Genomic DNA, 21072 nt, shown 5'->3' with positions numbered 1-21072 from the left:
GCGAGCGGGCAAGAGCCGGTCGGTGCGGCAACGTGATCGTAAGAACGCTTTCTCCCACGCGAGGACGGACCTGCACGATGAACACCCTGGACGAACTGGACGCTACGTCGCTGCGTTCTGACATTCCGAGCTTTCGGCCCGGCGACACGCTGAAGGTCCACGTTCGCGTCATTGAGGGATCGCGCTCACGGGTGCAGATCTTCCAGGGCGTGGTGATTCGCCGTCAGGGCGCGGGCCTGCGTGAGACCTTCACTGTGCGCAAGGTTTCGTTCGGTGTCGGCGTCGAGCGCACCTTCCCGGTGCACTCGCCGAACATCGCGGAGATCGAGGTTGCGGTCCGAGGCGACGTGCGCCGCGCCAAGCTCTACTACCTCCGCGAGCTCCGTGGCAAGGCCGCGAAGATCAAGGAGAAGCGCGATACTCCGTCCGCTTCCTGACCCCCTGACCGAATAGCGGGTAGTGCCGTAGCCTCGTGTCTGTGGTTGTCCCCAACGCCCCGGGCGAGCCTCGGCCGCCCGCCCGTCGCGTCGGCCCGTTGGCCGCGTCCTCCCCGGAGGACGAGGGGTTCAGCGGACCGCTTGGGACACACCACGCCGAGTCGGAGGGCCTTGAGTCGAACGACTTATCCAGGCCCGGCCAGTCAGCTGGCTGGAACGGCGCTCCCGTTCTCCCGGGCCCAATGAACGGGTACTCCACGCCGGACTCGGCCCAGTCGAGGCAGGCACCCCCGCCGTGGGCCGACGCACCGCCGGACGGCGAGCCCACCCCCCGGCACTCGGCGGGTAGCCAGGGCGGCCCGCGGACGCGGTCCGGCCCGGCTCACCAGGCCGGCCCCAACGGTTTCAACGGTTCGACACCGCCGGCTGGCCCGAACGGTTCGACACCGCCGGCTGTCCCGACCGGCTGGCGGGGCGGCTCGAACGGTTCGACGCCGGGTGTCTCGGCCGGCTGGCAGGGCGGCCCGAACGGTTCAACACCGAGCGACCCGACCGACTGGCAGGGCGGCCCGAACGGTTCGACGCCGCCGGGCGTCCCGACCGACTGGCAGGGCGGCCCGAACGGTTCAACACCGCCGAGCGTCCCGACCGACTGGCAGGGCGGCCCGAACGGTTCGACCCCGCCGAGCGTCCCGACCGACTGGCATGGCCCAGCCCGGCACGCCGGGACCGCGGGGCGAAACGGGTCAACGCCGCCGGCGGGCCCCGCTGAGTGGAACGGATCGGCCCGGCAGCCGGCACCCGATGGCTGGAACGGTGCGGCGCCGCAGGCTGGTCCGGCCGACTGGAACGGTGGGGCTGCGCAGGCCGGTCTCGCTGGTCGAGGTGGTCCCAGCCGGCTGCCCGCACCCAACGCGTGGAACGGCATCGCGCCCCCGCCCGCTTCGGCCAACGGCAACGGCAACGGCTCGCAGGACGGGCCCGCTGGTTGGAATGGTTCGACGCCGCGGACCGGACCCGCCGACTGGAACGGTTCGGCCGGACCCGCCGACTGGGACGGTTCGGCGCCGGGACGGGCCCAGGGGCCGCGCGACGGTCTGGCCGCCCGCAACGGTACGGCCGACGCCAACGGCGCAGCGCCACAAGCCAACGGCGCAGCGCCACAAGCCAACGGCGCAGCGCCACAAGGTGGATCCGCTGGCTGGGATGCCGCGCCGCCGCTCAACGGCCAGTACCGGTCCGTGCCACCGGACCAGATCGGCCCGCCCGGCGACCATCGTCGGTCGGCCCCCATCGCCGAGCAGCCTCCGGACGCGTACCCGGCACAGTCCGGTGAGTACTCGGGTCAGTCCGGGGAGTACCTGGGCCGCCACTCCCGCCCGTTGGTGCCTGACCCCGCTGTCGGCCCACCACCACAGCGTCGGCCGGGTTCCGGCGCGCACCGCCAGCCGCCCGCACAGGGCCAGCCACCGCAGAGCCAGCCAGTGCCGGGCCAGCCACCACTGGGCCAGCTACCGCAGGCCCAGCCACCAGCACAGGGTCAACCACCGCTGGGCCAGCCAGTGCAGGGCCAGCCACCGTTCGGGTCGGCCGCCCGCATTCCGAACCAGGCCCCACCGCTGCCGGAGCGCGCAGCCACCGCGGGGCAGATGTTCGCTCCGGGCCAAGCCCCGCCGCCACCCGTTCGCGAGCCCGCTCCCGGGCTGGACGACGCCGCACAGACGCTCGCCGATCCCGTACCGGGGCAACCCCGGGTGCCGATCTATGGCGCCGCCGGAGGCAACCCGGCCCAGAGCTTCCACCCAGCGCAGGGCTACCGACCGGGCGAAGGCCCAGCTCCGCTACCAGGTACTGGACCGGGCCCAGGCCCAGCTCAGCCACCGGGCGGCGGACAGGGGCAGGCGCCGCGACGCCAGCCGGCCCCGGCGCGGCCTGGACAGGCATTCACCGGCCAGGCCGATCTCGATGAGACCGCGCCGGGCGTGGCGATCCCTGGGCTGCCGGTCCGGGGCCAGTTGGTCCAGGGCGAGACCGCTCCCGGGCAGCCCGTCGCTGACCTGGCCGCTCCCGAACAGGGGCGTTCCGGTCAGTCCATCGCGGGACGGGGCTTTACCGGGCAGGCGGTCCCCGACGAGATCGCTCCCGGGCAGTCCGCCGCTTCCGAACTGCCACGCAGGGTGCGTCGAAATGGCGCGACGCCGGCGTCGGCAGGTTCACACTTCGGGCCGACCTCACTGGTACCGCTCGGCGGAACCGGGTCATCGCCGGCCGACAGCGGCACACCTGCCGGTCTGACATCGGTCGAGCGGCTGGCCATGGACTCCCCGACCGAGAATGTCGGCCGTCCCGTCGGTTACCGGTCCATTGGTTCCACCTCCGGTAACCGGGCAGTGACAGCTCCGCCGCGCAGGCCTGCCGATCGGCGGGCCCCGGACTCGGTCGACCTGTTCCAGCCGGCGGGAGCCGGCGGGCCCACCACCGCCGCCCCCGTACCGGCGGATACCGAAACTGAGCAGCGCTCCAAAGCTGGCCGACACCACCGGCCGCGCTCTGAGGCAGCCAGCGACGAGGTCAGGCCACCCAACGTCCCGGCCGGAGGCCGTGCAAAGCGCCCCAAGGGCGGACGTCGGCGACGCCCGACGTTCTGGCGCGAGCTGCCCATGCTCATCGTGGTCGCCCTCCTGTTGACCTTCCTCATCCAGACCTTCCTTGCTCGGGTGTACGAGATCCCGTCGGGCTCGATGGAAACCACGCTGCACGGCTGCACCGGCTGCACCAATGACCGGGTGCTGGTGGACAAGCTGAGCTACCGGTTCGGTGATCCGGCCCCCGGCGACGTCATCGTCTTCCGCGGGCCGACCAGCTGGGAGGACGGCGAGCAGTTGGCTGTGCCGTCCAGCAACGCCCTGGTCAGAGGCCTCCAGTCGATCGGGTCGCTCGTCGGGCTCGCCCCGCCCGACGAGAAGGACCTGATCAAGCGGGTGATCGCGGTCGGCGGGCAGACAGTCACCTGCTGCGACGCACAGAACCGCATCACCGTGGACGGCAAACCTCTCAATGAGCCCTACATCTACTACCTGCCGGAGGCCGGCCCCCCGACCCAGTCGGACTTCGGGCCGATCAAGGTGCCTGACGGGCAGCTCTGGGTCATGGGGGACAGCCGCAACAACTCGTCGGACTCCCGGGTTCCGGGCCACGGTCCGATCCCGGTCGCGAACGTGATCGGTAAGGCCCGCTTCGTGGTGCTGCCGTTCTCCCGCATCAAGTCGATCGACGACACCAACCCGCAACGGGTGGCGCTGTCCGCGCCGAGCACCGCGCCAGCCGGAGCTCCGCTCGCGCTGGGGGTGATCGGGGCCGTGCCGTTGACCGCCGGTCGGCGATGGTGGTTGCGGCGACGTCGCCGCCCGCGCCGGCGAACCGGGCGCGATTCGGCCGGTTGACGCAATGGCTCGATCTGTCGCGGCCAGATCCGTGCCGTGGCCGCGCCCACAACGTGCGGTGATTCGGCGGTCCACCGGAATCTGGGCATGTGAGTCCGCGCTGCGCCGCTACGGCCTCGGCCCGGTGGCCGGGGTCGACGAGGCCGGGCGCGGTGCCTGCGCCGGCCCACTGGTGGTGGCCGCGTGCGTGCCGCGGCCAGGCGATGCGGCACGCTTCGAAGGGCTCACCGACTCCAAGCTGCTCACCCCGAGCGCCCGGGAGCGGTTCTACGAGCTGATCGTGCGCCGCGCGGAGGACTGGGCCGTCGTGATCATCCCGCCGGAAGAGATCGATCGCAGGGGCGTACACGCGGCGAACGTCGACGGCATGCGCCGCGCCGTGGCCCAGCTCAGCGCACCTCCCGGGTACGTGATCACCGACGGGTTCGCGGTGCCCGGGATGGCGGTGCCGAACCTTGCGATGCCCAAGGGCGACCAGGCGGCGGCCTGCGTGGCGGCGGCCTCGGTGCTCGCCAAGGTGACACGGGACCGGATCATGGTCGAACTGGACCGGGACTGGCCGACGTACGGATTTGCCGAGCACAAGGGCTACTGCACGCCCGCGCACGACGCGGCGATGACCACACACGGACCGAGTCCGGTACATCGTTACTCCTTCGTCAACGTCAGTCGTGCCGGTGCCGTTCGCTCCTCGACCGTTGTGGTCCACAATTCGGGTGTGCACGGTTCGAGGTTCGCTGGCGCGGGCGCGCCCAGCGGTGGAGTGATGGGATCGACCAGGCGGGGGGTGGAGTCATGAGTGCCGAGGATCTCGAGAAGTACGAGACCGAGATGGAGCTCTCGCTCTACAAGGAGTACCGCGACATCGTCGGTCAGTTCTCCTACGTGGTAGAGACCGAGCGCCGGTTCTATCTGGCCAACGCGGTGGACGTCGCACCGCGCAACTCAGATGGAGAGATCTATTTCGAGGTACGGATGTCGGACGCGTGGGTGTGGGACATGTACCGGCCCGCGCGCTTCGTCAAGAACGTCAGAGTGATCACCTTCAAGGACGTGCATGTGGAGGAGCTGGACAAGCCCGACCTTAGGCTTCCGGAGGGTGAGGCGTTCGGCTGATCGGCCGTTTCGCGCCGAGTTATCCACAGCACCCCAAGTTGTCCACAGGCTGCGGGGTGGGGCTGGCGGCTGACCGCCGTGCAGGTCCACCGTCGATGGTGTGGCAACGAAAGATGAGCTCGGCAGACGCGGCGAGGACCTGGCCGTCGAATACCTGCAACGGCGAGGTCTCGTCGTGCTGTCCCGTAACTGGCGTTGTCGGGACGGCGAGCTCGACGTCGTCGCGACAGATCGCAACCGGCTGGTGGTGTGTGAGGTCAAGACCCGGTCCGGGACGGGCTTCGGTGATCCCGCGGAGGCGGTGACCCAGTTCAAGGCCGCGCGGATTCGACGGATCACGCAGGCTTGGCTGGCCGCCCACCGGGTGCGCTGGTGTGAGATCCGGTTCGACGTGGTCGCCGTGCTGGCCCCGCCGGATGGGCCGGTCAGCCTCCAGCACTACGAGTCGGCATTCTGATGAGGCTGGCGAGGGCGTGGTCGGTCGCCCTGTACGGGGTGGACGGGCAGCTCGTCGAGATCGAGGCCGACATCGGCATCGGGCTACCTGGCGTGCACCTCGTCGGGCTGCCGGACGCGGCGCTGCACGAGTCGAAGGACCGGGTCCGCGCCGCGGTGGTCAACTCGGGGTGGGACTGGCCCAACCGGCGGATCACCCTCGCGCTCTCCCCGGCGACCTTGCGCAAGGCGGGCAGCGGATTCGATCTGGCCCTGGCCTGCGCGGTCCTCGCGGCGGCCGGGGCGGTACCGGGGTCGAGGCTCGAGAACACTGTGCTCATCGGTGAGTTGGCTCTGGACGGGCGCGTCCGGCCGGTTCGCGGTGTGTTGCCCTGCCTGCTCGCCGCGCGTCGGTCCGGCTCGCGCACCGTGGTGGTGCCGTCCGAGACGCTGAGCGAGGCGGCCGTGGTCGAGGGTCTCGAGGTGCTCGGGGCAAATTGCCTGAACGAGGTGCTGTCGTGGCTCGCCGGCGAGGGGCCCCTGGCCGCGCCCGGGCCGGTTGACGTCGAACTGCCACCGCCGCCGCCGGAGCTGGCGGACGTGGTGGGTCAGCCGGACGCGCGGCAAGCTCTGGAGGTGGCCGCCGCCGGTGGCCACCACCTGCTGCTGATCGGCCCGCCCGGCACCGGCAAGACCATGCTTGCGCAGCGGCTGATCGGGTTGCTGCCGGCGTTGCATCCGGACGAGGCGCTGCAGCTCGCGGCGATCCGTTCGGTTGCCGGGCGGCTGCCGCCGACGGGCCCGCTGTCCATGGCCCCGCCCTTCGTCGCCCCGCACCATTCCAGCTCGGTGGCGGCGCTGGTCGGCGGTGGCAGCGGGCTGGCCAAGCCCGGTGCGGTGTCGCTGGCGCATCGCGGTGTCCTTTTCATGGACGAGGCGCCGGAGTTCGCTCCGCACCTGTTGGAGTCGCTGCGTACCCCGCTGGAGGAGGGGGAGGTGCGGGTGGCCCGGGCGGACGGCTCGGTGCGCTACCCATCGCGGTTCCAACTGGTCATGGCGGCCAACCCGTGTCCGTGTGCACCCGCCCACGACCGGGACTGCATCTGTCCGTCCAGCGCCCGCCGGCGCTACCTCGGCCGGCTGTCCGGGCCGCTACTGGACCGGGTGGATCTGCGTGCCGCCTTGGAGCCTGTCGTTGCCCTGTCCGCCGCCGATGTGCGGCCGGAGGAGAGCACCGAGACCGTGCGCGCCCGAGTACTGATCGCCCGGGTGGCCGCGGCGGCTCGGTGGGCGGACCTCGGCTGGCGGTCCAATGTCGAGGTACCCGGGCCCGTGTTGCGCAGCAGATTCCGGCTGCCGCGGTCGGTGGTCCGCCCACTCGATGATGCGTTGCGCCGCGGCGAGATCACCGCGCGGGGCGCCGATCGGGCGCTGCGGGTCACAAGTGCGGTACGTTAGCGCACGTGAGAGCAGCGTGCTACCTACGGCTTAGCCAGGACCGCGACGGCGACGGGCTGGGTGTTGAGCGCCAGCAGCAGGACTGCCTCAACCTGGTCAGACAGCGCGGCTGGCGGCTCGCCGGCGAGCCCTATGTGGACAACGACCGATCGGCGGCCGGCCATAAGCCGCGTGAGCAGTTCACCGCTCTGCTCGCTGCCGTCCGCGCGGGTGAGGTGGACGCCGTGGTCGCCTGGGCACTTGATCGTCTGACTCGAACCGCCCGTGACCGGCTCGCACTCGTCGAAGCCTGCCAACAGCACGGCGTGATCATCGCGCTGGTGCGCGGCAGCGATATGGACCCCAACACGCCGGCCGGCCGGTTGACGCTCGGGATACTCGGCGAGGTGGCGCAGCACGAAATCGACGCGAAGTCGGACCGGCAGCGCCGCGCCGCCGAGCAGGCAGCCGACCAGGGCCGCTGGATCGGCGGGCGCAAGCCGTTCGGATACTCGGCGGACGGTGTGACCATCATCGAATCCGAGGCCCAGGCCGTCCGCGACGGGTACTCGGCGGTGCTCGCCGGGGACAGCCTGCGCGCGATAGCCGCCGAGTGGAACCGACGCGGTTTCACCACGGGCCAGCGACCCTGGCGCCACACTGAGTTGGGCGTGCTCTCACCGTGGCGAGCTGACTCGGTGCGCCGGGTGCTGGCCAACCCTCGGTACGCCGGTCGCCGGCCGTACAGGGGCCGTGAGCACGGTCCAGCTGTCTGGCCGGCCATAGTCCCGGAGGAGACGTTCCGCGCCGTCCAACGCGTGCTGAGCGACCCGAATCGCTACCTGGGAGGTGGGACAGCGGCGCGCCAATTCCTGTCCGGGCTCGCGGTGTGTGGCTGTGCTAAGTGCGGAGCGACCGTGCACGGCGGGGGAGCCAGCCACCGCAAGCCGATCTACCGCTGTAGTGCCTCCAGGGAACCCGGCGAACGACGGACACCGGTACCCGGCGTGCACGTCAACCGGCTGGCCGCTCCCGCGGACGATTACGTCGCCGATGTGGTGATCGAGCGGCTCAGCCGGCCGGATGCCCGGGACCTCCTCGTGGATCACACGCGACCCGATGTTCCGGCCCTTCGAGAGGAAGCCACCGCGTTCCGGAGTCGGCTCGTCGCCCTGGCCGCCGAGTTCGCCGAGGACGCCGAGGTCTCACCGGCCGAGTACCGCGCCATGCGTAAGACCCTGGCCGCCAGAGTGGCCGCCATCGAGGACCAGATCGCTGACGCCGGCCGCACCGACCTGTTCGGCCCCCTCATCTTGGCTGAGCACGTTGAGACAGCCTGGGCGGATCTGAGCCCTGATCGCCGCCGGGCCGTGGTCGACGCCCTCATGATCGTGAGGTTGCATCCGGTCGGTCGGGGGAGTCGCACCTTCCGGCCGGACACGGTCGAGATCGAGTGGCGCAACGTGTGACCTCTGTCCCACAGGAGCGGCTATTACCCCACGCACGGTGTCACCGGGCTCGAATAGAATCGAATAGGCGCGACTGATCTCGACTAGGCTTGAAACCGTTGCTGCATTTGGGCGAACATCTGTAACGCGGGAGAAACTGGACGAGCGAAAGTCGCCCCGTTTAACTGACCTCATCACCCACCAAGAGGTCACGTTAGGCGGTCCCCGTGAAGGTATTTGAAGTCGAACACAGCCGTAATGCTTATTCCGCGGCGGAACTCGCCGAACTTATCGGCGTCAGTGACGAGACCATCCGCCGGTGGATCAAGAACGGCGACATCAAGGCGTTCCGCATCGGCCGCACGGTCAGGATCCCGGCCGAGGAGCTCGAGCGCATCCGCACGCAGAGCGCCTGATCAGCGATGACCCGACGCAAGCTGGCGCGGATCGGCGGTGACGAGCGCGCCGAACGCATCCGCCAGTTGGTCGACCTGGCGCCGCCGTTGACGGCCGAGCAGCGGGACAAGATCGCATTGCTGATGCGGCCGATGACGCCTGAGCGGACGGCTCTCGACCGAGTGGCCTAGTCGCTCCTTATTCGCGCTCCCCAAGCGAGAGACGAAAATTCAATGATTCCCCCTGAAAAGGGGGAGGGCCCCGTCGGTAACGACGACGAGACCCTCTCCAACAACAGCAACGCCCCCACGGCGCATACGCAGAATAACGCACAGTCGATCCCGGCTGAAGTAGGTAAGGAGCAGCCCGATGACCGGCCCGTACTCAGCCCCTCGCGGAATTGTCGCGATGACGATCGAGTGCTCCGACAATCACCCGCCCCTAAACGTCGGTGTGATCTTGGACCGGCGCAGCTACCTGCCCGGCTGCGCGTTGCAGTTCATCACCGGGGCGGCGACGGTCAACGGGGATGTGGTGAACCTGCCCGACGTGCGGAGCTTGCGCCCGTACGCCGACGGGGCGGGAGTGACGTTCATCATGCGCTGCCCGTTGTGTGGTCGCGCGCCGCAGTGCCGGGAGGACAACCCCTCGCTTCTCAGGGTGATCGACTGGCTGATCTCGCGGGAGCCGGACAGGCCGAGCTACACGTTGTCGCTGCAGCTCTTGGAAGGTGCTGTCAACCTGTAAAGCAAGGCTCTGCTAAGATTGCGCTGCACACACCATGCAAGCGCTGTCACCGGAGCGTCGACCTGTCGACCTCTGGAGACCCAGTGAGTACATCCCCTACGTGGCTGAGCGCTCGTTTACGCGTCGCCGGACTGAAGCGGTTCCGCGCGCCTGACGACCCGGCCCTCGTCGAGGCCGAGCGGGTCCTCGCCGCCACCCCCCGGGAGGCCCCCGAGCCGTGGGTCACTGCCCGCGCGCGCCTGGCCGCGCTGAAAAAGCATCGCGAGCCCGGTGACCCGGCAATCGAGCAGGCCGAGCGCGATATGAAGCTCGCCTACCGGGAGTACCGGATCCGGTGCCTCGCTGAGGAGCTGCTGGCGTCCGCACCCGAGGCGGTCGGCAGATGAGCGAGAGACGCCCCGCCGGCCAAAACGGGGCCCCCTCCACCACCAGCAATACGCCGGACGATCATACCGCACTCGATACCGTCGGTAACACCCCCGTCGGTGACACCCGCGACTGGTGGGCCGAGGCCAGGGCCTCGCTGGAGAAGCTGGCAGCCAGCGGACAGGCGTTCTCCGTATATGAGCTGAGCGACAGCTGCCCAAGTGAGCCGCCGGTGCCGTGCCTGTGGGGCGCCGTGGTGGGCTCCGCGCTGCTCGCCGGTCGGATCGTGCCGGTCGGGTCGCGGGCCAGCCAGCGGCGCACGCGCCGTTTCGTTCGGACCTGGCGGGGGGTCTCGGCATGAGCCCCGTCGGCAACACGCCTGAGCCCAGTGTGGTTTGCGTCACCGACGAGCCCGAGTGGGTCACCGTGGCGTTCGTCGAGTCGGACAGCCGGCGCCGCGCGTACTACGTCGACCTGAGCGGGGACATCCTCAGCGAGCAGGGAATCCGGACCTCCGGGCACGACGTCGAATCGGTCCGGGTGGTCGGCGTGTTGATCCAGCACCTCATGTGCGCCGGCCGTGCGCTCGACTCCCGTGCCGTCGCCGCGGTGCAGTCCTATGCCCGGGACTTGATCATCCCCGCACGGGACTACGCGGATTGCGACGCTTGCCGGCTGGTCGGGGTGTTCGCCGAGGACGACGGGCCGACGCTGGAGCAGAGCCGCACCGTGGCGTGGGGGCTCAAGCACCGGCTTCTGTACGACCTCCGGTCCGCGCCGGTATCCAGCTCGGCGGTGGCGCCGTGAGCGCCGTCGGCAGCACCCCCGTGTTTGACGCCGGGGTCGCGCACGGGTTCCTCGCGTCCATCTACGCCGGGCTGCCCGGACTGATCCAGATCTGCTCGTCGGACAACAACTGGACCGGCGCGTTCTTCGACACCTCCCCGGCCGGCATCGCCGAATCGGTCAACTACGCGGCGCACTGCGATCAGCGCAAGCCCAAGGGGGTGTACTTCCGCACCACTACCCTGACCCAGCGTCCGGCGTCCGGGCGGGGCGGCGCTGACCTCACGTGCGCGGTGCCGATCCTCTGGGCCGATCTCGACTATGGCACCGAGGGGCACGCCCCGGGTAAGGGTGAACTCCCCCTGCCGCCCACTCAGGAAGACGCTCACGGCCTGATCGCCGCCGCGGGACTGCCGGAGCCGACGCACCTCGTTCACTCCGGGGGAGGCTGGTACCCGTTCTTCGCCGTGCAAGGCACCACCGACCTGGACCACGCCGCGGCCCTGTCTGAGAACGTGCAGGCGGTCCTGTTGGACGCGTCCCTCGCCCGCGGCTGGACCTATGGGGACGGGGTGGGCGACCTCGCCCGGATCCTGCGCCTGCCGGGGTCGATCAACCGCAAGACGGACAACCCTCGGCCGTGTCGGGTGATCGCGGTGACCGGCAGGCTCTACGCCCCGTCGGACTTCCCGGTGCCCGCACCCAAGCCCAAGGCCGCCCCGCCGGCGAGGCCGAGCAATGGCACCCCCGTTGGCAACAGCCCGCTCGACGCGTTCGCGGGTGCCGCCAGTTGGGCGGACATCCTGGAGCCGGAAGGCTGGACGTTCGTCGGGACCAAGCCGGACTACGACTCGTGGAAGCGCCCCGGAGACTCCAGCTCCGAGGACTCCGCGCACGCCTACGAGAACAGCCTGGTCGTGTGGAGTGAGTCGGTAGGCCTGCCGACGGGGCAGAGACAGAACCTCACCAAGGCCCGGGTGTTCGCCCACCTGCACCACGGCGGGGACGTCAGCGCGGCTACCAAGGACCTGATCGAGGCCGCTCAGGAAACCGGCGGTACCGACGCCGCGCTGAACCTCCCCGAGCCGGTGCTCGCCGCCATCCGCCAGGCCTGCCCGACCGAGGAGGACCGCTTCGGGGCAATGGGGATTGACCTCTCTCGGGCTCGGCTGGCTGCCCCTGTGCCCCCGCGGGCCCTCACACACTACGAAGGGGACGGCATGACCCCGCCGAACGAGGACGCGCCGAACGAGGGGTCCGGGGGAAGGCTGCTGGAGCTGCGCCCCGGACGGGACACCGACGCTGAGACGGATCAGGCGCCGTCGGCGGCACTCCCCCTCCAGTGGTTCGACGACCTGGCCGCCGAGGTCGACAACGCGCCGCCGCGCCAGTGGCTCATCCGCAACATCTGGCCAGCCGGTGACTACGGGGTGATGGCGGCCGCGCCCAAGGCTCAGAAGACCTGGACAGCGCTGGACCTGGCCGTCTCTGTCGCCACCGGCACGCCATGGCTCGGCTACAAGCCAGTGGACGTGACCGGCCCGGTGATCGTGTTCGTCGGTGAGGGCGGCAAGGGCAACACCGTGCGCCGCATCCGCGCGTTGGCCAAGAGTAAGGGGGCCAGCTCGAGCGGGCTCCAAATCGCCGTGTGCGCCAGGGCGCCGCATCTAAAGGTCCCCCAGCATCTCGCCGAGATCGAGGGCATGGTCCGCGAGCACAAGCCGGCCCTGGTGGTCATCGACCCGCTGTACCTGGCGATGGCCGGGGCCAGCATGACTAGCCTGGTCGAGGTCGGCCAGCTGTTGGAGGGGCCCCAGCGGGTCTGCCAGGCACACGGTGCGGCCCTGATGCTGGTCCACCACTTCAACCGCAAGCAGGGCTCCGGCGCGGAGCGCAGCTCGGGTGCTGGCCCCCAGGAATGGGGTCGGGTGCTGCTGTCCATCGACGTGAAGGCCCGAAAGGACGGCGAGCACCCCGGAGAGTCTCACGTCATCACCGCGATGGAGGTCCAAGGCGGTGAGGTCGAGGACCAGTATCTCCGGATCGCTCGACGCATCTGGGCCGACGATCCGGACGACCTCACCTCGCCGATGAACGTCATCACCGAGGTATCCACCGTCGCACCCGAGGAGGTCGAGTCGGAGGGCGAGCAGCCCGCGGTGAAACTCGCCCCGGCCGACGGCAAGGTGCTGGATGGTTTGGCGCGCTGCGGGGGGGCACCGGCCAGCGTCAAGACGATCACCGACCGGGTCGCTGACATCCACGGTCACGGACTCCAGCGCACCACCGTCTCTAGAGCCCTCAAGAAGTTTTTTGAGCTCGGATACGTCGCCCACCAGGACGCCCCGGGGCCGACAGTGGGCGGTGGCTCGCCCGAAAAACTGTGGTCGCTCACCCCGCCGGGTCAGAAACTACAAAACAGCAGGTCAACCCCCGTTTTTTCAGATCCGGAAGGGGGGGCCACAGCGTTCCGGAACGCTGCTGATCAACGATCTTGTGCTGGAGGTCGGAACACTGGGGCACAAAACCCCAGGTCAAGCAGGGTCACCAGCGTTCCGGAACACTCGGAACACTGGGTAGCAAGGGGCAGGGTCACCAGCGTTCCGTCCCCTATAGAGAGGGACGGAACGCTGGAACGCTGCTCGGCGACGGAACACTCGGAAGGCTTGGAACACTCGTCGCCACCCCCCGCCGACCCGACCGAGGCGCCCCCCGCCGCCGCCCAGCCCGACCCGTCGCCGGCCCCGCGCGCATGGCCGTTCCCGACCCCCGCGCCGGCCCGACCGGCTGACCCGAGCCCCGGGCCGACCCGACTCGACCCGTCGCCGAGCTACACGTCCGAGGTGCCTCCCGCTGGGGAGACCAGGGAGCAGATCATCGCCCGGCTCACGGGGACCGCGTCGTGATCGAGGGGACGCCACGGGGTGGCCCACCCGCCTCGCCAGCCGACCCCGCGGCGTCCCGCAATATCATGATCAACAGGCCGACATTGCCGAAACCGCCTACGGATACCGGGGAATCGTCCGAAACGGACCATCGCCCACGCGGGAGGTCTCGGTCCTCGTCGGCGCCACCCCAAGATCAACACCACAGCGCCCCGCCCCCGGAGTTGCGCCCGTCGGTAGAACCGACCCCCGCTCCGCCCCCTGGTCACAACGTCGGCACTACCGACGTCGTCGGCCCCGAGCCTGGTCACGACATCCGCGCTACGAGGTGTTGCCGACGGGCCACCGCACAGCCGACTCGGCCCTCAAACATCGGGTGTTGCCGACGCGCACAGCCCGCTCGTCCGGGGAGCACCGTTGCTGACCGCCAGTCGCGACGCTCGCGAACGCAACCGCCCCGGCCGGCCCAGCGCCAGGCTGAGCGCGACCGGCCCGCAGAGCCGCTCTCAGGCCGCAGCCTCGGCGCGTACCGCGACGTTCCGCACCGACATCGCACTCCAGCTCGCGGCACGCCGTGGCTTCAGTCCCTGAGCGTCGAGCGTCGTGGCAATCGTCCTGTAGGACTCACCAGCGGCCCGCAGCTCCGCGATGCGACGCACTGCTGCCTGCTCGTCCTCGCGTGGCCCAGCGTCGCGCTCGCGCCCCTTGCCGACGCCGTGCGTGCCGTAGGGGTACGCACCGACCGCGTGCCGACCAGCGTCGGCCTTCGCCCGTCGGCCGTCGCGCAGCCGCTTGACGACCGTCTTGCGGTCCAGCTCGGCGAACACGCCCTGAACCTGGCGGATCGCGGTGCGCATCGGGTCGTCGGGGTCGTCCTGGAGCACCTCGCCGTCCTCGGCGGTGAACACCCGGCCGCCCTCGCGCCAGACCAGCGACAGGATCGCCTCCTGGACCGTGAGCTGCCGCGCCAGCCGATCGAGCTTGCCGACGATGACGCCCTCGGCGTCGGGCGGCCGGCGGATCATCTGGAGCGCTTCGAGCAGGCCAGGACGGTCCGCGGTGTCGGCCTTACCGGTCACCGCGTCGGTGTACTCGGCCACGATCTTGTGCCCGTTGGCCTTGGCCCAGCGACGAATGTCCGCGCGCTGGACGTCGAACCCGTAGCCGTCGAGCTGACCGTTCGAGCTGACGCGGAGGTAGGCAACCAAATGCATGAGCCGAACCTATCGGCCTCTGACCTGCTCTGTAAAGATTTCTACAGAAATTTATACGACTCGATCATGTCCCGGGCTGTCCGGGCGACCAACCACCAGGAGAAAGCCATGCCGAACGCTCGAATCGACGCCCTGAGTTCCGCGCTTGCTGTGATCACCGCCAACCGGCATGGCATCGAACTGCCGCCGGCCAGTCGCGATGCCATGCCGGTTACGGACGCCGAACTGCTGGACGCCGTGGCGTTCCTGGCGGGCGCCCTGGCCGACCAGCTCCCAACCGGTGGCCCGGCCACGCTGCGGCTCGTTGGTCTCGCGCTCAGCTGGGTCGAGGCCGGCGGCGAGGTGCCCGGGGCTGGCGGGTCAGCATGACCGTGTCGATCAAGGCGGGGCCGACCCCCCGAGGTCGCTCGTTTCATTTCGTCGTTTCCGGCGGCGGGTGGCGAATGTGCCACGCCAGTTACATGAACGATCATCTATCCGGCTTGACTTTCCCGAAGATGGGGGCGGATGTGATCTGTCAAGACCCTAATGCTTGACTTCGCCGAAACGGGTTACAAGATTCACTCAGATAGCCCAGAAAAGCTCCTCGCTTTCGCTACCGTCAGTCGGGGATAATTGACGTTAGGTGACGACATGTCGCCAGTGAGAGTGCGGCCGGCAGCGCCGGAACCCGAGTGAAACCCCGCTGCGCACGGGGCTTGAGCCGTAAGGGCGTTCGTCACCGCGACGCGACGCCGCCCGGGGCAGGCAGCAGCCGCGCCGCACTCCACGCCCCCGACTTGATTGAGCAGAGGTAGACGACGTGACGGACACAGGTCAGCTGACCGACCCCGCGGCCCTGGAGCAGCAGATCGGCGCCCGTCGGCACCACCACACGGCGCGGGTGTCCTCGCTCCGGGCGCGGCTCACCGAGCTGGCTGCCGCTGCCCGCGACCACGTCCGCGCCGGCCGGTTCGATGAGGCCGAGGCCGCCGCCGCTGAGCAGCAGGCCGTCAAGGCTGAGCTCGTCCCCGCTGAAGCGTCGGCACACCTGCTCGAAGAGATCCACACCGAGGCGTCGGCCGCCCGCCAGCGCCGCGATTGGGAACGCCAGGTGGTCGAAGCTGAGGCTCGTCGGGATGCCGAGCTGGAGGCCGCCCGCGCCATCGTGACCAGGATCGAGGCCCTGTTCAACGAGTGCCGCGAGACGGTCCGTCAGGGGTTCGCCCATGAGGCCAACGCTCGGGAGGCCGCCGGTACCGCGTGGCAGCTCAGGGAGGTCCTGAACCCGACGCCCGAGGTGGGCGGGATGATCTCGCCGAACCCCATGCCTCGGGTGCCGACGCCCGTCACGAACAAGATCAACACCAACGCGGAGTGGTGGCAGTTTTTCGACTCGATCCCCCACTACTGAGCCGCACAGACTCGCGGCGGGCGGCGCGCTTCCATGGCTGAGGGGCCTGATGGAAAGCATGGCCCGGGGGCTGTTCATCTGGCGCAGCTCCCAGGCCCGCGCCCCCCGCCGTTCCCTTCACCAATCTTGATCACTCGTTAGACCGGAGAACGACATGGCAGAGATCTACTTCACCGAGGCCGACAGCGGCATGAAGGCCTGGCAAGAGAACGCGGACGGCACTGACGTGCAGCTGTCCGCCTCGGACATCGCCAAGCTCGACCCGGAGGAGCGCTCCGCGCTCGGTGCCAGCTACTGGGAGGTCAAGCTCGGCGAACTCGCCACCCGGCGGACCAGCGGTGTCAGCCCATTCTGGGCAGGCATGCTCCCGGCGACGGACGAGGGCTGATGGACGCGCCGGCAGTTGACCGTCGCACCGAGCGCGTCGCCATAGCTCAGCGGCTGCGCGCGGACGGCTGGACGCTGGCACAGATCGCCACCCACGGCGGCCCCGACGGCACCCGGCTGTATTCCAGTCGTCAGGCGGTGCACCGCGCCCTCCAGCGCGCCGACGCCGCGGTGGCCCAGCAGCTCGAGCGCCAGGAGTACGCGAAGCGGTTGCACCGGTTGGTCGTCGCGCTGCGCACCGACGCCGAGCGGCACGGACCCTGGCGGGACTGACCGCGTGAGCCGCTTACGGCCCGATCGGCCGAGCTTCGTCTACGTGCTGTGCTTCGACGAGCCGCGGTGCGTGACCGACGGGGACGTCGGCGGCCCGGTCCTGCACTACGTCGGGGTGACCCGCCAGGACCGGCCGGTGAATCGGGCCGTCAAGAACCACAAGGCCCGCATGCTCGACTTGGTGTACCTGGCACCGGGTGACGAGCGGGCCGAGGACGACCTGAAGCTCAACGGTCGGTGCCCGCGCTGCGCCGGGTCGCTCTGGTACTACCTCGGCGACTCCTCACCGTCTGGTCGGCTACAGCGCGACAGGGCGTCGGCAACACCCCGGCAGAGTTGAGCCTCCCCGGCTCATGTTTCGACCGAGAGACCCCTGCGCTGACCGGCCCGTCGGCAACAGCTCTCTACCCTGTCCGTCGTGACCAGCGCCCAGTACCTCTGGCTTGCCTACGACTTTCAGGGCCATCAATGGCTCGCGGACTGGATCGCGGGGATCGGCCAGGCCGCTGGTGCGGTGGGCACATTCGTCGCGGTGGTGGTCGCGTTGGGGGCGGGACGTCGCGCCCAGCGCTTGCGTGACGAGGACCGCGCCGACCGAGACGCGGCTCAGGCACGGATGATCTCGGTGCACGTTGTGGACCGCTTCAGCCCCGACGCAGTCCCCACGAACATACGTACCTCGGAACACGAGCAGACGATCTCGATCAGGAATGACAGCCTGGAGCCTGTATTTAGAGCTGGCGTGATCGACATGCGACTCGCCGACGAGCCCCAGGACGGACGACACCGGTGGGAGCTAGTGCCGAACCTTGCGCAAACCGCCCGCCGGCAGGTCATCGAGCCGGGAGGTTCGGCGAAGTTCGATGTGCGCTACTTCGATAGCGCGGGTGAGATTGCGTGGCCAGAGGGCGACATGATCGTGTCGATCGAGTTCCGGGACTCGCGTGGCCTCGTGTGGCGTCGGGACAACGACGATGAGCCGGTCCGCAAAAAGCAGTAGCGCCGACGGCGTGAAGGACCGCCTTGGCTCCCGGCAAAGGTTGGTGCGAAGGCCCACCAGGGCCGCCAGGTGAATCGCCGGGCTGGTGACCACCTGGCGCGCACGTCCGCCAGCAGCTCGACCGCTGCCATCCCGTCGGCAACACCCCGGTAGCGCACATGGTGGCGCGGTCTCTCCCCCGCTGGCGCGGCCGGCCACCACTCCTCTGGCCTAGTTTCACCCGAAAGCGCCCACTACACCCGTACGATGCGCTGGTCAACCGACCGCATCGGGGTGCAACTGCCATGCTTTGGTACATCGCCCGATCCGTAGACCGGTCGCTTGGCTACGGTCGTCGCCAACCCACCCGACCCGCCAGCGAGGGGGAGCGGGACGTGATCGTCATGGCCATGGCGGGCATCGCGATCTGCATAGCCGTCGCGCTCTGCGCCGGATGGTGCCGCCCCAACGTGGGGCTCTTCCTAGCCATTTTCGTCTTCCTGTCCCCCGGCGTGATCCTCGGCTCGGCCAGGCTGCTGCGCTGGTACCGGGACGGGCAGGAGCGATAATGTTCGGACCGTTCTGGTTCGCCCGCCACACCGTTCGTGCGTTCACACCCAGACGACGCTGCGGACGCAGTTCATCCGGCGGCGGCGTCGGCTGCGCCGTGGTGATCCTGGCGCTAGCCGTAATCGGCGGAATCACCGGCGGCGGAGCACAAGCTCCGATCGCGGGGCCGCACGGATGGCACCAGGGCCCCGACGGGGTGTACGTCCCAGACAACCCGCCAATCATCTACGGCACCGGAGGCCCCGACTGGGCCGGCCCTGCGCAGACCCCTGGACCGAAGCCGCCGGCACACATACCGCCCGTTCCTGCCGCACCGCCACCAGTACCGGTACCGGCGAACTACTGGGGGCTCATCGGCCTGGCGGCTGCCATCACCGCCCTCGGCGCCCTAGCCTTCATCGGATCAAGAATGGCGCCCAAGCCGATCTGGACACCACCGAAAGACGGACCCCCCGACTTCCCACCGCAAGAACAACTCGGCGGGGGAGGGCCCACACCGCCCAACCCGGCACGCTGGTCCGACCGCCGCTAGGCAGCACTCGAGAGTGCCGAACCACACCCACGGCACACCGACGCCTTCTTACTGTTCGGCATCTCGCACTCAGGGTTATCACACATTGTCGATATCGCGTTGGGGTATACCAGCGCGGACGCCCCCACGTGTTCAGCTCGTGGCAACTCCTCACGAGGGCGTCGAGGTTGTCCCGGTGAAACAGATCGTCATCACTGGCACCGACGCTGTGCCAGGGTCGCCCCGCCAGGCCCGCCCCCGGCAGCGTTCCCCGGGGAATGCCGACTTTCGGTGCTCGCTCCCGCCAGGCCCGAACACCCAGCGGCCCGTCTCCTGGCGTACCGCCTGACCAGGTGTTTGACGGTTACCCACGAGGCAGGCGGACCCCCGAACACAGCCCTGCACGCGTTCGGCCCCTGTGCGGACCTGGCGGGCAAACGTGCAGGGCTGTGTTCGGGGGTGTTGCCGACCAGGTGATCAGTCGGCCGACGCGCGAACCGTGCTAGGTACCCCGAGCAGCCCCGTCACCGTCGGTTACCATTCGTGGTGCCTCGCGCGCACGCGCGCCTGCGCCTTGGGCATCCGGTCCGGAGATTCGGGGGCCGAACAGCGAACAGCGAACAGTTACCCCCCGTGACCGTTCGAGCTGGCCAACTCAACCAGCAACGTCCGCGCCCGGTGCTCGGACACCCCGAGTGCGCCGGCCAGCCGACTACGCCCGACGTTGCCCGCGTTCTCGGTGATGACCTGGCGGGCCTGATCGAGCAGCGGGTCGGTTGCCGACGGAGTCTCCTCGTCCTCGTGCAGCCCGTCGGCAACACACCTGTCCTCGGCGACCGACGCCAGCGGACCGGGCGACCGGCGCAGGATCACCACCAGGGTCTCGATGGACACCGCCAAAGCCACTGGCGGCCACGCGGCGACGATCTGACTCACCAGGTCCGCCCGAGCGGCGGCGACGTTGCCCGCCAGGCTGGCGGCGATACCGAGGGCGAGGCCCAACCACGGCACCCAGCCGGCGGGGGCATTCACCCGGCGCCGGTCGACAATCGCCAGGCTGGCGGCGACCAGCATCCCGTCGACCGACAACGGGAGCAGAGACGCACGCCAGCCTTCTCCGGAGCGCGAGGCCAGCGCGTAGATATGCGCGTAGGAGATGATCGCGGCGACCAGACCGACGAGTAGCACGCTGGCGACGGCGGTCCGCCGGACCCATTGGGCGTTCACAGGGCACCCCCGGCAAGCCGATCGGCGCTGGCTTCATCCCGCTGGCTCGCAAGGATCGCCGGGGTCGCCTCCCGCCCGTCCGCCAACAGCCGGTTAGCCCAGCTGCGCCAAACCCCGGCCCGCTCGCGCAACACAGCCACCTGCTCGCTGACGTTCCCGGCGATCTCGGCGGCCGAGAGCTGGTCGTCTAGTTCGTTCAGCTTCGCGGCAACGCGCACCATCTCGTCCTCGTTGGTCACCGGCCGCACCCGCCGATCTCGTCCAACTCGGCGCACGCCCAACACAGATCGAGCCGAGGTGAGGAGTCAGGAGCGGAAAACGAGCGGCACTCCCGACACTCCGGCCAGTCCTCACCCCAGCTCCGCTGCTCCGAGACGTCTGCGTTCCTCTCACCGGGCTCTGTGTGGGGCTGTGCTGGTAGGCGGGGGGTGTAGTCCGGGCACTTGCTCGGGTCGCCCCACGCGGTCCAGTGAGGGCCTGCACCGCACCACGGGCACGGCACAAGAGCCGGCGCACCCCCGTCACTGCGGCCACACCAGCCGACCTCGCCGTGAGCATCGCTGACGTAGATCACAACAGCCGGCCGGCCGCAAGAGCACAGCTCCCCGGGCTCGGCCCGGCGCGAGGTGAACGCGGCGATCAACGGGCACCGCCGAGCAGCGTCACTACCTCGGCGTGCGCGGCGTCGGTCAGCAGTCGGGCGCTCCGCTGGTAGTCGGCCCAGCCGCGCAAGCCGGCCGCCAAGTCCTCCGGAAGCAACCCCACCGCCTCGGCGACGTCCTCCGTGCTCGCCCCATTAAGCAGCGCGTCCCGAGCGATTGGCCACCGCGCGGTCAGCATCCGCTCGGCGAGTACGTGCTGATGCGCCAGCAACGCGAGCGAGTGACCGACCAGCTCAGCGGCCAGGTCGGTGACCGACGTCTCCTCGGGGATATCCGCCGGGCGCTGTGCGTAGAAGTTCATGCTTGTCACGGGTCCACTCCTCGTTAGTGGATCAAGCCCTCGGCCGCGGCACCGTGCCA

At 69.7% G+C, this 21072-nt stretch carries 25 protein-coding genes; 21 read left to right on the top strand and 4 right to left on the bottom strand.

Features of this window, described 5'->3' with window-relative positions:
- The first annotated feature begins 77 nt into the window (after window positions 1–77).
- The 14 genes from rplS (at window position 78) to ACTXG6_RS40385 (ending at window position 13517) form a co-directional block, all read left to right on the top strand.
- Window positions 78–437: a 50S ribosomal protein L19 gene (gene rplS / locus ACTXG6_RS40450; protein ID WP_445184587.1), complete on the top strand. Its 360-nt coding sequence runs from the start codon at window positions 78–80 to the stop codon at window positions 435–437.
- Between the two features lie 2660 nt (window positions 438–3097).
- Entirely contained in the window at window positions 3098–3880 is a 783-nt protein-coding gene (lepB, locus tag ACTXG6_RS40445) for a signal peptidase I (protein ID WP_445184586.1), read from the top strand.
- Window positions 3881–3884: 4 nt separating this feature from the next.
- Window positions 3885–4679, top strand: a complete 795-nt coding sequence (locus ACTXG6_RS40440) for a ribonuclease HII (protein WP_445184585.1) — start codon at window positions 3885–3887, stop codon at window positions 4677–4679.
- The gene (locus ACTXG6_RS40435; protein WP_325698546.1) at window positions 4676–4996 is read left to right on the top strand and encodes a DUF2469 domain-containing protein; all 321 of its coding nucleotides are present in this window, start codon (window positions 4676–4678) and stop codon (window positions 4994–4996) included. The genes ACTXG6_RS40440 and ACTXG6_RS40435 overlap by 4 nt, the downstream gene beginning before the upstream one ends.
- Before the next feature lie 100 nt (window positions 4997–5096).
- Window positions 5097–5453, top strand: a complete 357-nt coding sequence (locus tag ACTXG6_RS40430) for a YraN family protein (RefSeq protein ID WP_445184584.1) — start codon at window positions 5097–5099, stop codon at window positions 5451–5453.
- Window positions 5453–6889, top strand: coding sequence for a YifB family Mg chelatase-like AAA ATPase (locus ACTXG6_RS40425; protein ID WP_445184583.1), 1437 nt, complete (start codon window positions 5453–5455; stop codon window positions 6887–6889). The genes ACTXG6_RS40430 and ACTXG6_RS40425 overlap by 1 nt, the downstream gene beginning before the upstream one ends.
- Window positions 6890–6894: 5 nt before the next feature.
- Complete coding sequence (locus ACTXG6_RS40420; protein WP_445184582.1) at window positions 6895–8337, top strand: recombinase family protein; 1443 nt, start codon at window positions 6895–6897, stop codon at window positions 8335–8337.
- 206 nt (window positions 8338–8543) lie between these two features.
- Window positions 8544–8732 carry a helix-turn-helix domain-containing protein gene (locus ACTXG6_RS40415; protein ID WP_445184581.1) on the top strand — a complete coding sequence of 63 codons (189 nt, stop codon included), beginning with the start codon at window positions 8544–8546 and terminating at the stop codon, window positions 8730–8732.
- Between the two features lie 6 nt (window positions 8733–8738).
- Entirely contained in the window at window positions 8739–8903 is a 165-nt protein-coding gene (locus ACTXG6_RS40410) for a hypothetical protein (protein ID WP_445184580.1), read from the top strand.
- A 178-nt stretch (window positions 8904–9081) separates the two neighbouring features.
- The gene (locus tag ACTXG6_RS40405; protein WP_445184579.1) at window positions 9082–9459 is read left to right on the top strand and encodes a hypothetical protein; all 378 of its coding nucleotides are present in this window, start codon (window positions 9082–9084) and stop codon (window positions 9457–9459) included.
- Window positions 9460–9542: 83 nt separating this feature from the next.
- Window positions 9543–9845: a hypothetical protein gene (locus ACTXG6_RS40400; protein WP_445184578.1), complete on the top strand. Its 303-nt coding sequence runs from the start codon at window positions 9543–9545 to the stop codon at window positions 9843–9845.
- Window positions 9842–10186 carry a hypothetical protein gene (locus ACTXG6_RS40395; RefSeq protein ID WP_445184577.1) on the top strand — a complete coding sequence of 115 codons (345 nt, stop codon included), beginning with the start codon at window positions 9842–9844 and terminating at the stop codon, window positions 10184–10186. The genes ACTXG6_RS40400 and ACTXG6_RS40395 overlap by 4 nt, the downstream gene beginning before the upstream one ends.
- On the top strand, window positions 10183–10632 hold the full coding sequence (locus tag ACTXG6_RS40390) for a hypothetical protein (RefSeq protein WP_445184576.1): 450 nt from the start codon (window positions 10183–10185) through the stop codon (window positions 10630–10632). Before ACTXG6_RS40395 ends, ACTXG6_RS40390 begins: the two co-directional genes overlap by 4 nt.
- Window positions 10629–13517 carry an AAA family ATPase gene (locus tag ACTXG6_RS40385; RefSeq protein ID WP_445184575.1) on the top strand — a complete coding sequence of 963 codons (2889 nt, stop codon included), beginning with the start codon at window positions 10629–10631 and terminating at the stop codon, window positions 13515–13517. Before ACTXG6_RS40390 ends, ACTXG6_RS40385 begins: the two co-directional genes overlap by 4 nt.
- A gap of 485 nt (window positions 13518–14002) precedes the next feature.
- Here ACTXG6_RS40385 and ACTXG6_RS40380 read toward each other — a convergent pair whose 3' ends face one another.
- The gene (locus tag ACTXG6_RS40380) at window positions 14003–14710 is read right to left on the bottom strand and encodes a recombinase family protein (RefSeq protein ID WP_445184574.1); all 708 of its coding nucleotides are present in this window, start codon (window positions 14708–14710) and stop codon (window positions 14003–14005) included.
- Between ACTXG6_RS40380 and ACTXG6_RS40375 the strand changes: the two genes are divergently transcribed.
- From ACTXG6_RS40375 to ACTXG6_RS40345, 7 genes are all read left to right on the top strand, one after another.
- Window positions 14705–15079: a hypothetical protein gene (locus ACTXG6_RS40375; protein WP_445184573.1), complete on the top strand. Its 375-nt coding sequence runs from the start codon at window positions 14705–14707 to the stop codon at window positions 15077–15079. The two genes, ACTXG6_RS40380 and ACTXG6_RS40375, sit on opposite strands and share 6 nt — an antisense overlap.
- 433 nt (window positions 15080–15512) lie before the next feature.
- Window positions 15513–16103 carry a hypothetical protein gene (locus ACTXG6_RS40370; protein ID WP_445184572.1) on the top strand — a complete coding sequence of 197 codons (591 nt, stop codon included), beginning with the start codon at window positions 15513–15515 and terminating at the stop codon, window positions 16101–16103.
- A gap of 154 nt (window positions 16104–16257) precedes the next feature.
- Window positions 16258–16491 (top strand): hypothetical protein, encoded by a 234-nt coding sequence (locus tag ACTXG6_RS40365; RefSeq protein ID WP_445184571.1) that lies wholly within the window; start codon window positions 16258–16260, stop codon window positions 16489–16491.
- Window positions 16491–16763: a hypothetical protein gene (locus ACTXG6_RS40360; protein ID WP_445184570.1), complete on the top strand. Its 273-nt coding sequence runs from the start codon at window positions 16491–16493 to the stop codon at window positions 16761–16763. The genes ACTXG6_RS40365 and ACTXG6_RS40360 overlap by 1 nt, the downstream gene beginning before the upstream one ends.
- Before the next feature lie 4 nt (window positions 16764–16767).
- Entirely contained in the window at window positions 16768–17103 is a 336-nt protein-coding gene (locus ACTXG6_RS40355; RefSeq protein WP_445184569.1) for a hypothetical protein, read from the top strand.
- Window positions 17104–17181: 78 nt separating this feature from the next.
- Window positions 17182–17763, top strand: coding sequence for a hypothetical protein (locus ACTXG6_RS40350; RefSeq protein ID WP_445184568.1), 582 nt, complete (start codon window positions 17182–17184; stop codon window positions 17761–17763).
- A 374-nt stretch (window positions 17764–18137) separates the two neighbouring features.
- A complete protein-coding gene (locus tag ACTXG6_RS40345; RefSeq protein ID WP_445184567.1) occupies window positions 18138–18311 on the top strand; it encodes a hypothetical protein in 174 nt (57 codons plus the stop codon).
- A gap of 1136 nt (window positions 18312–19447) precedes the next feature.
- Here ACTXG6_RS40345 and ACTXG6_RS40340 read toward each other — a convergent pair.
- From ACTXG6_RS40340 to ACTXG6_RS40330, 3 genes are all read right to left on the bottom strand, one after another.
- A complete protein-coding gene (locus ACTXG6_RS40340) occupies window positions 19448–20050 on the bottom strand; it encodes a DUF2637 domain-containing protein (RefSeq protein WP_445184566.1) in 603 nt (200 codons plus the stop codon).
- Window positions 20047–20289 carry a hypothetical protein gene (locus tag ACTXG6_RS40335; protein WP_445184565.1) on the bottom strand — a complete coding sequence of 81 codons (243 nt, stop codon included), beginning with the start codon at window positions 20287–20289 and terminating at the stop codon, window positions 20047–20049. The genes ACTXG6_RS40340 and ACTXG6_RS40335 overlap by 4 nt, the downstream gene beginning before the upstream one ends.
- Before the next feature lie 400 nt (window positions 20290–20689).
- Entirely contained in the window at window positions 20690–21022 is a 333-nt protein-coding gene (locus tag ACTXG6_RS40330; RefSeq protein ID WP_445184564.1) for a hypothetical protein, read from the bottom strand.
- Window positions 21023–21072: the final 50 nt, after the last annotated feature.

The organism is Pseudonocardia sp. Cha107L01 (assembly GCF_052566575.1).
Note: the sequence above shows the minus strand (reverse complement) of the source record. Positions and strands in the feature narration are given on the sequence as shown.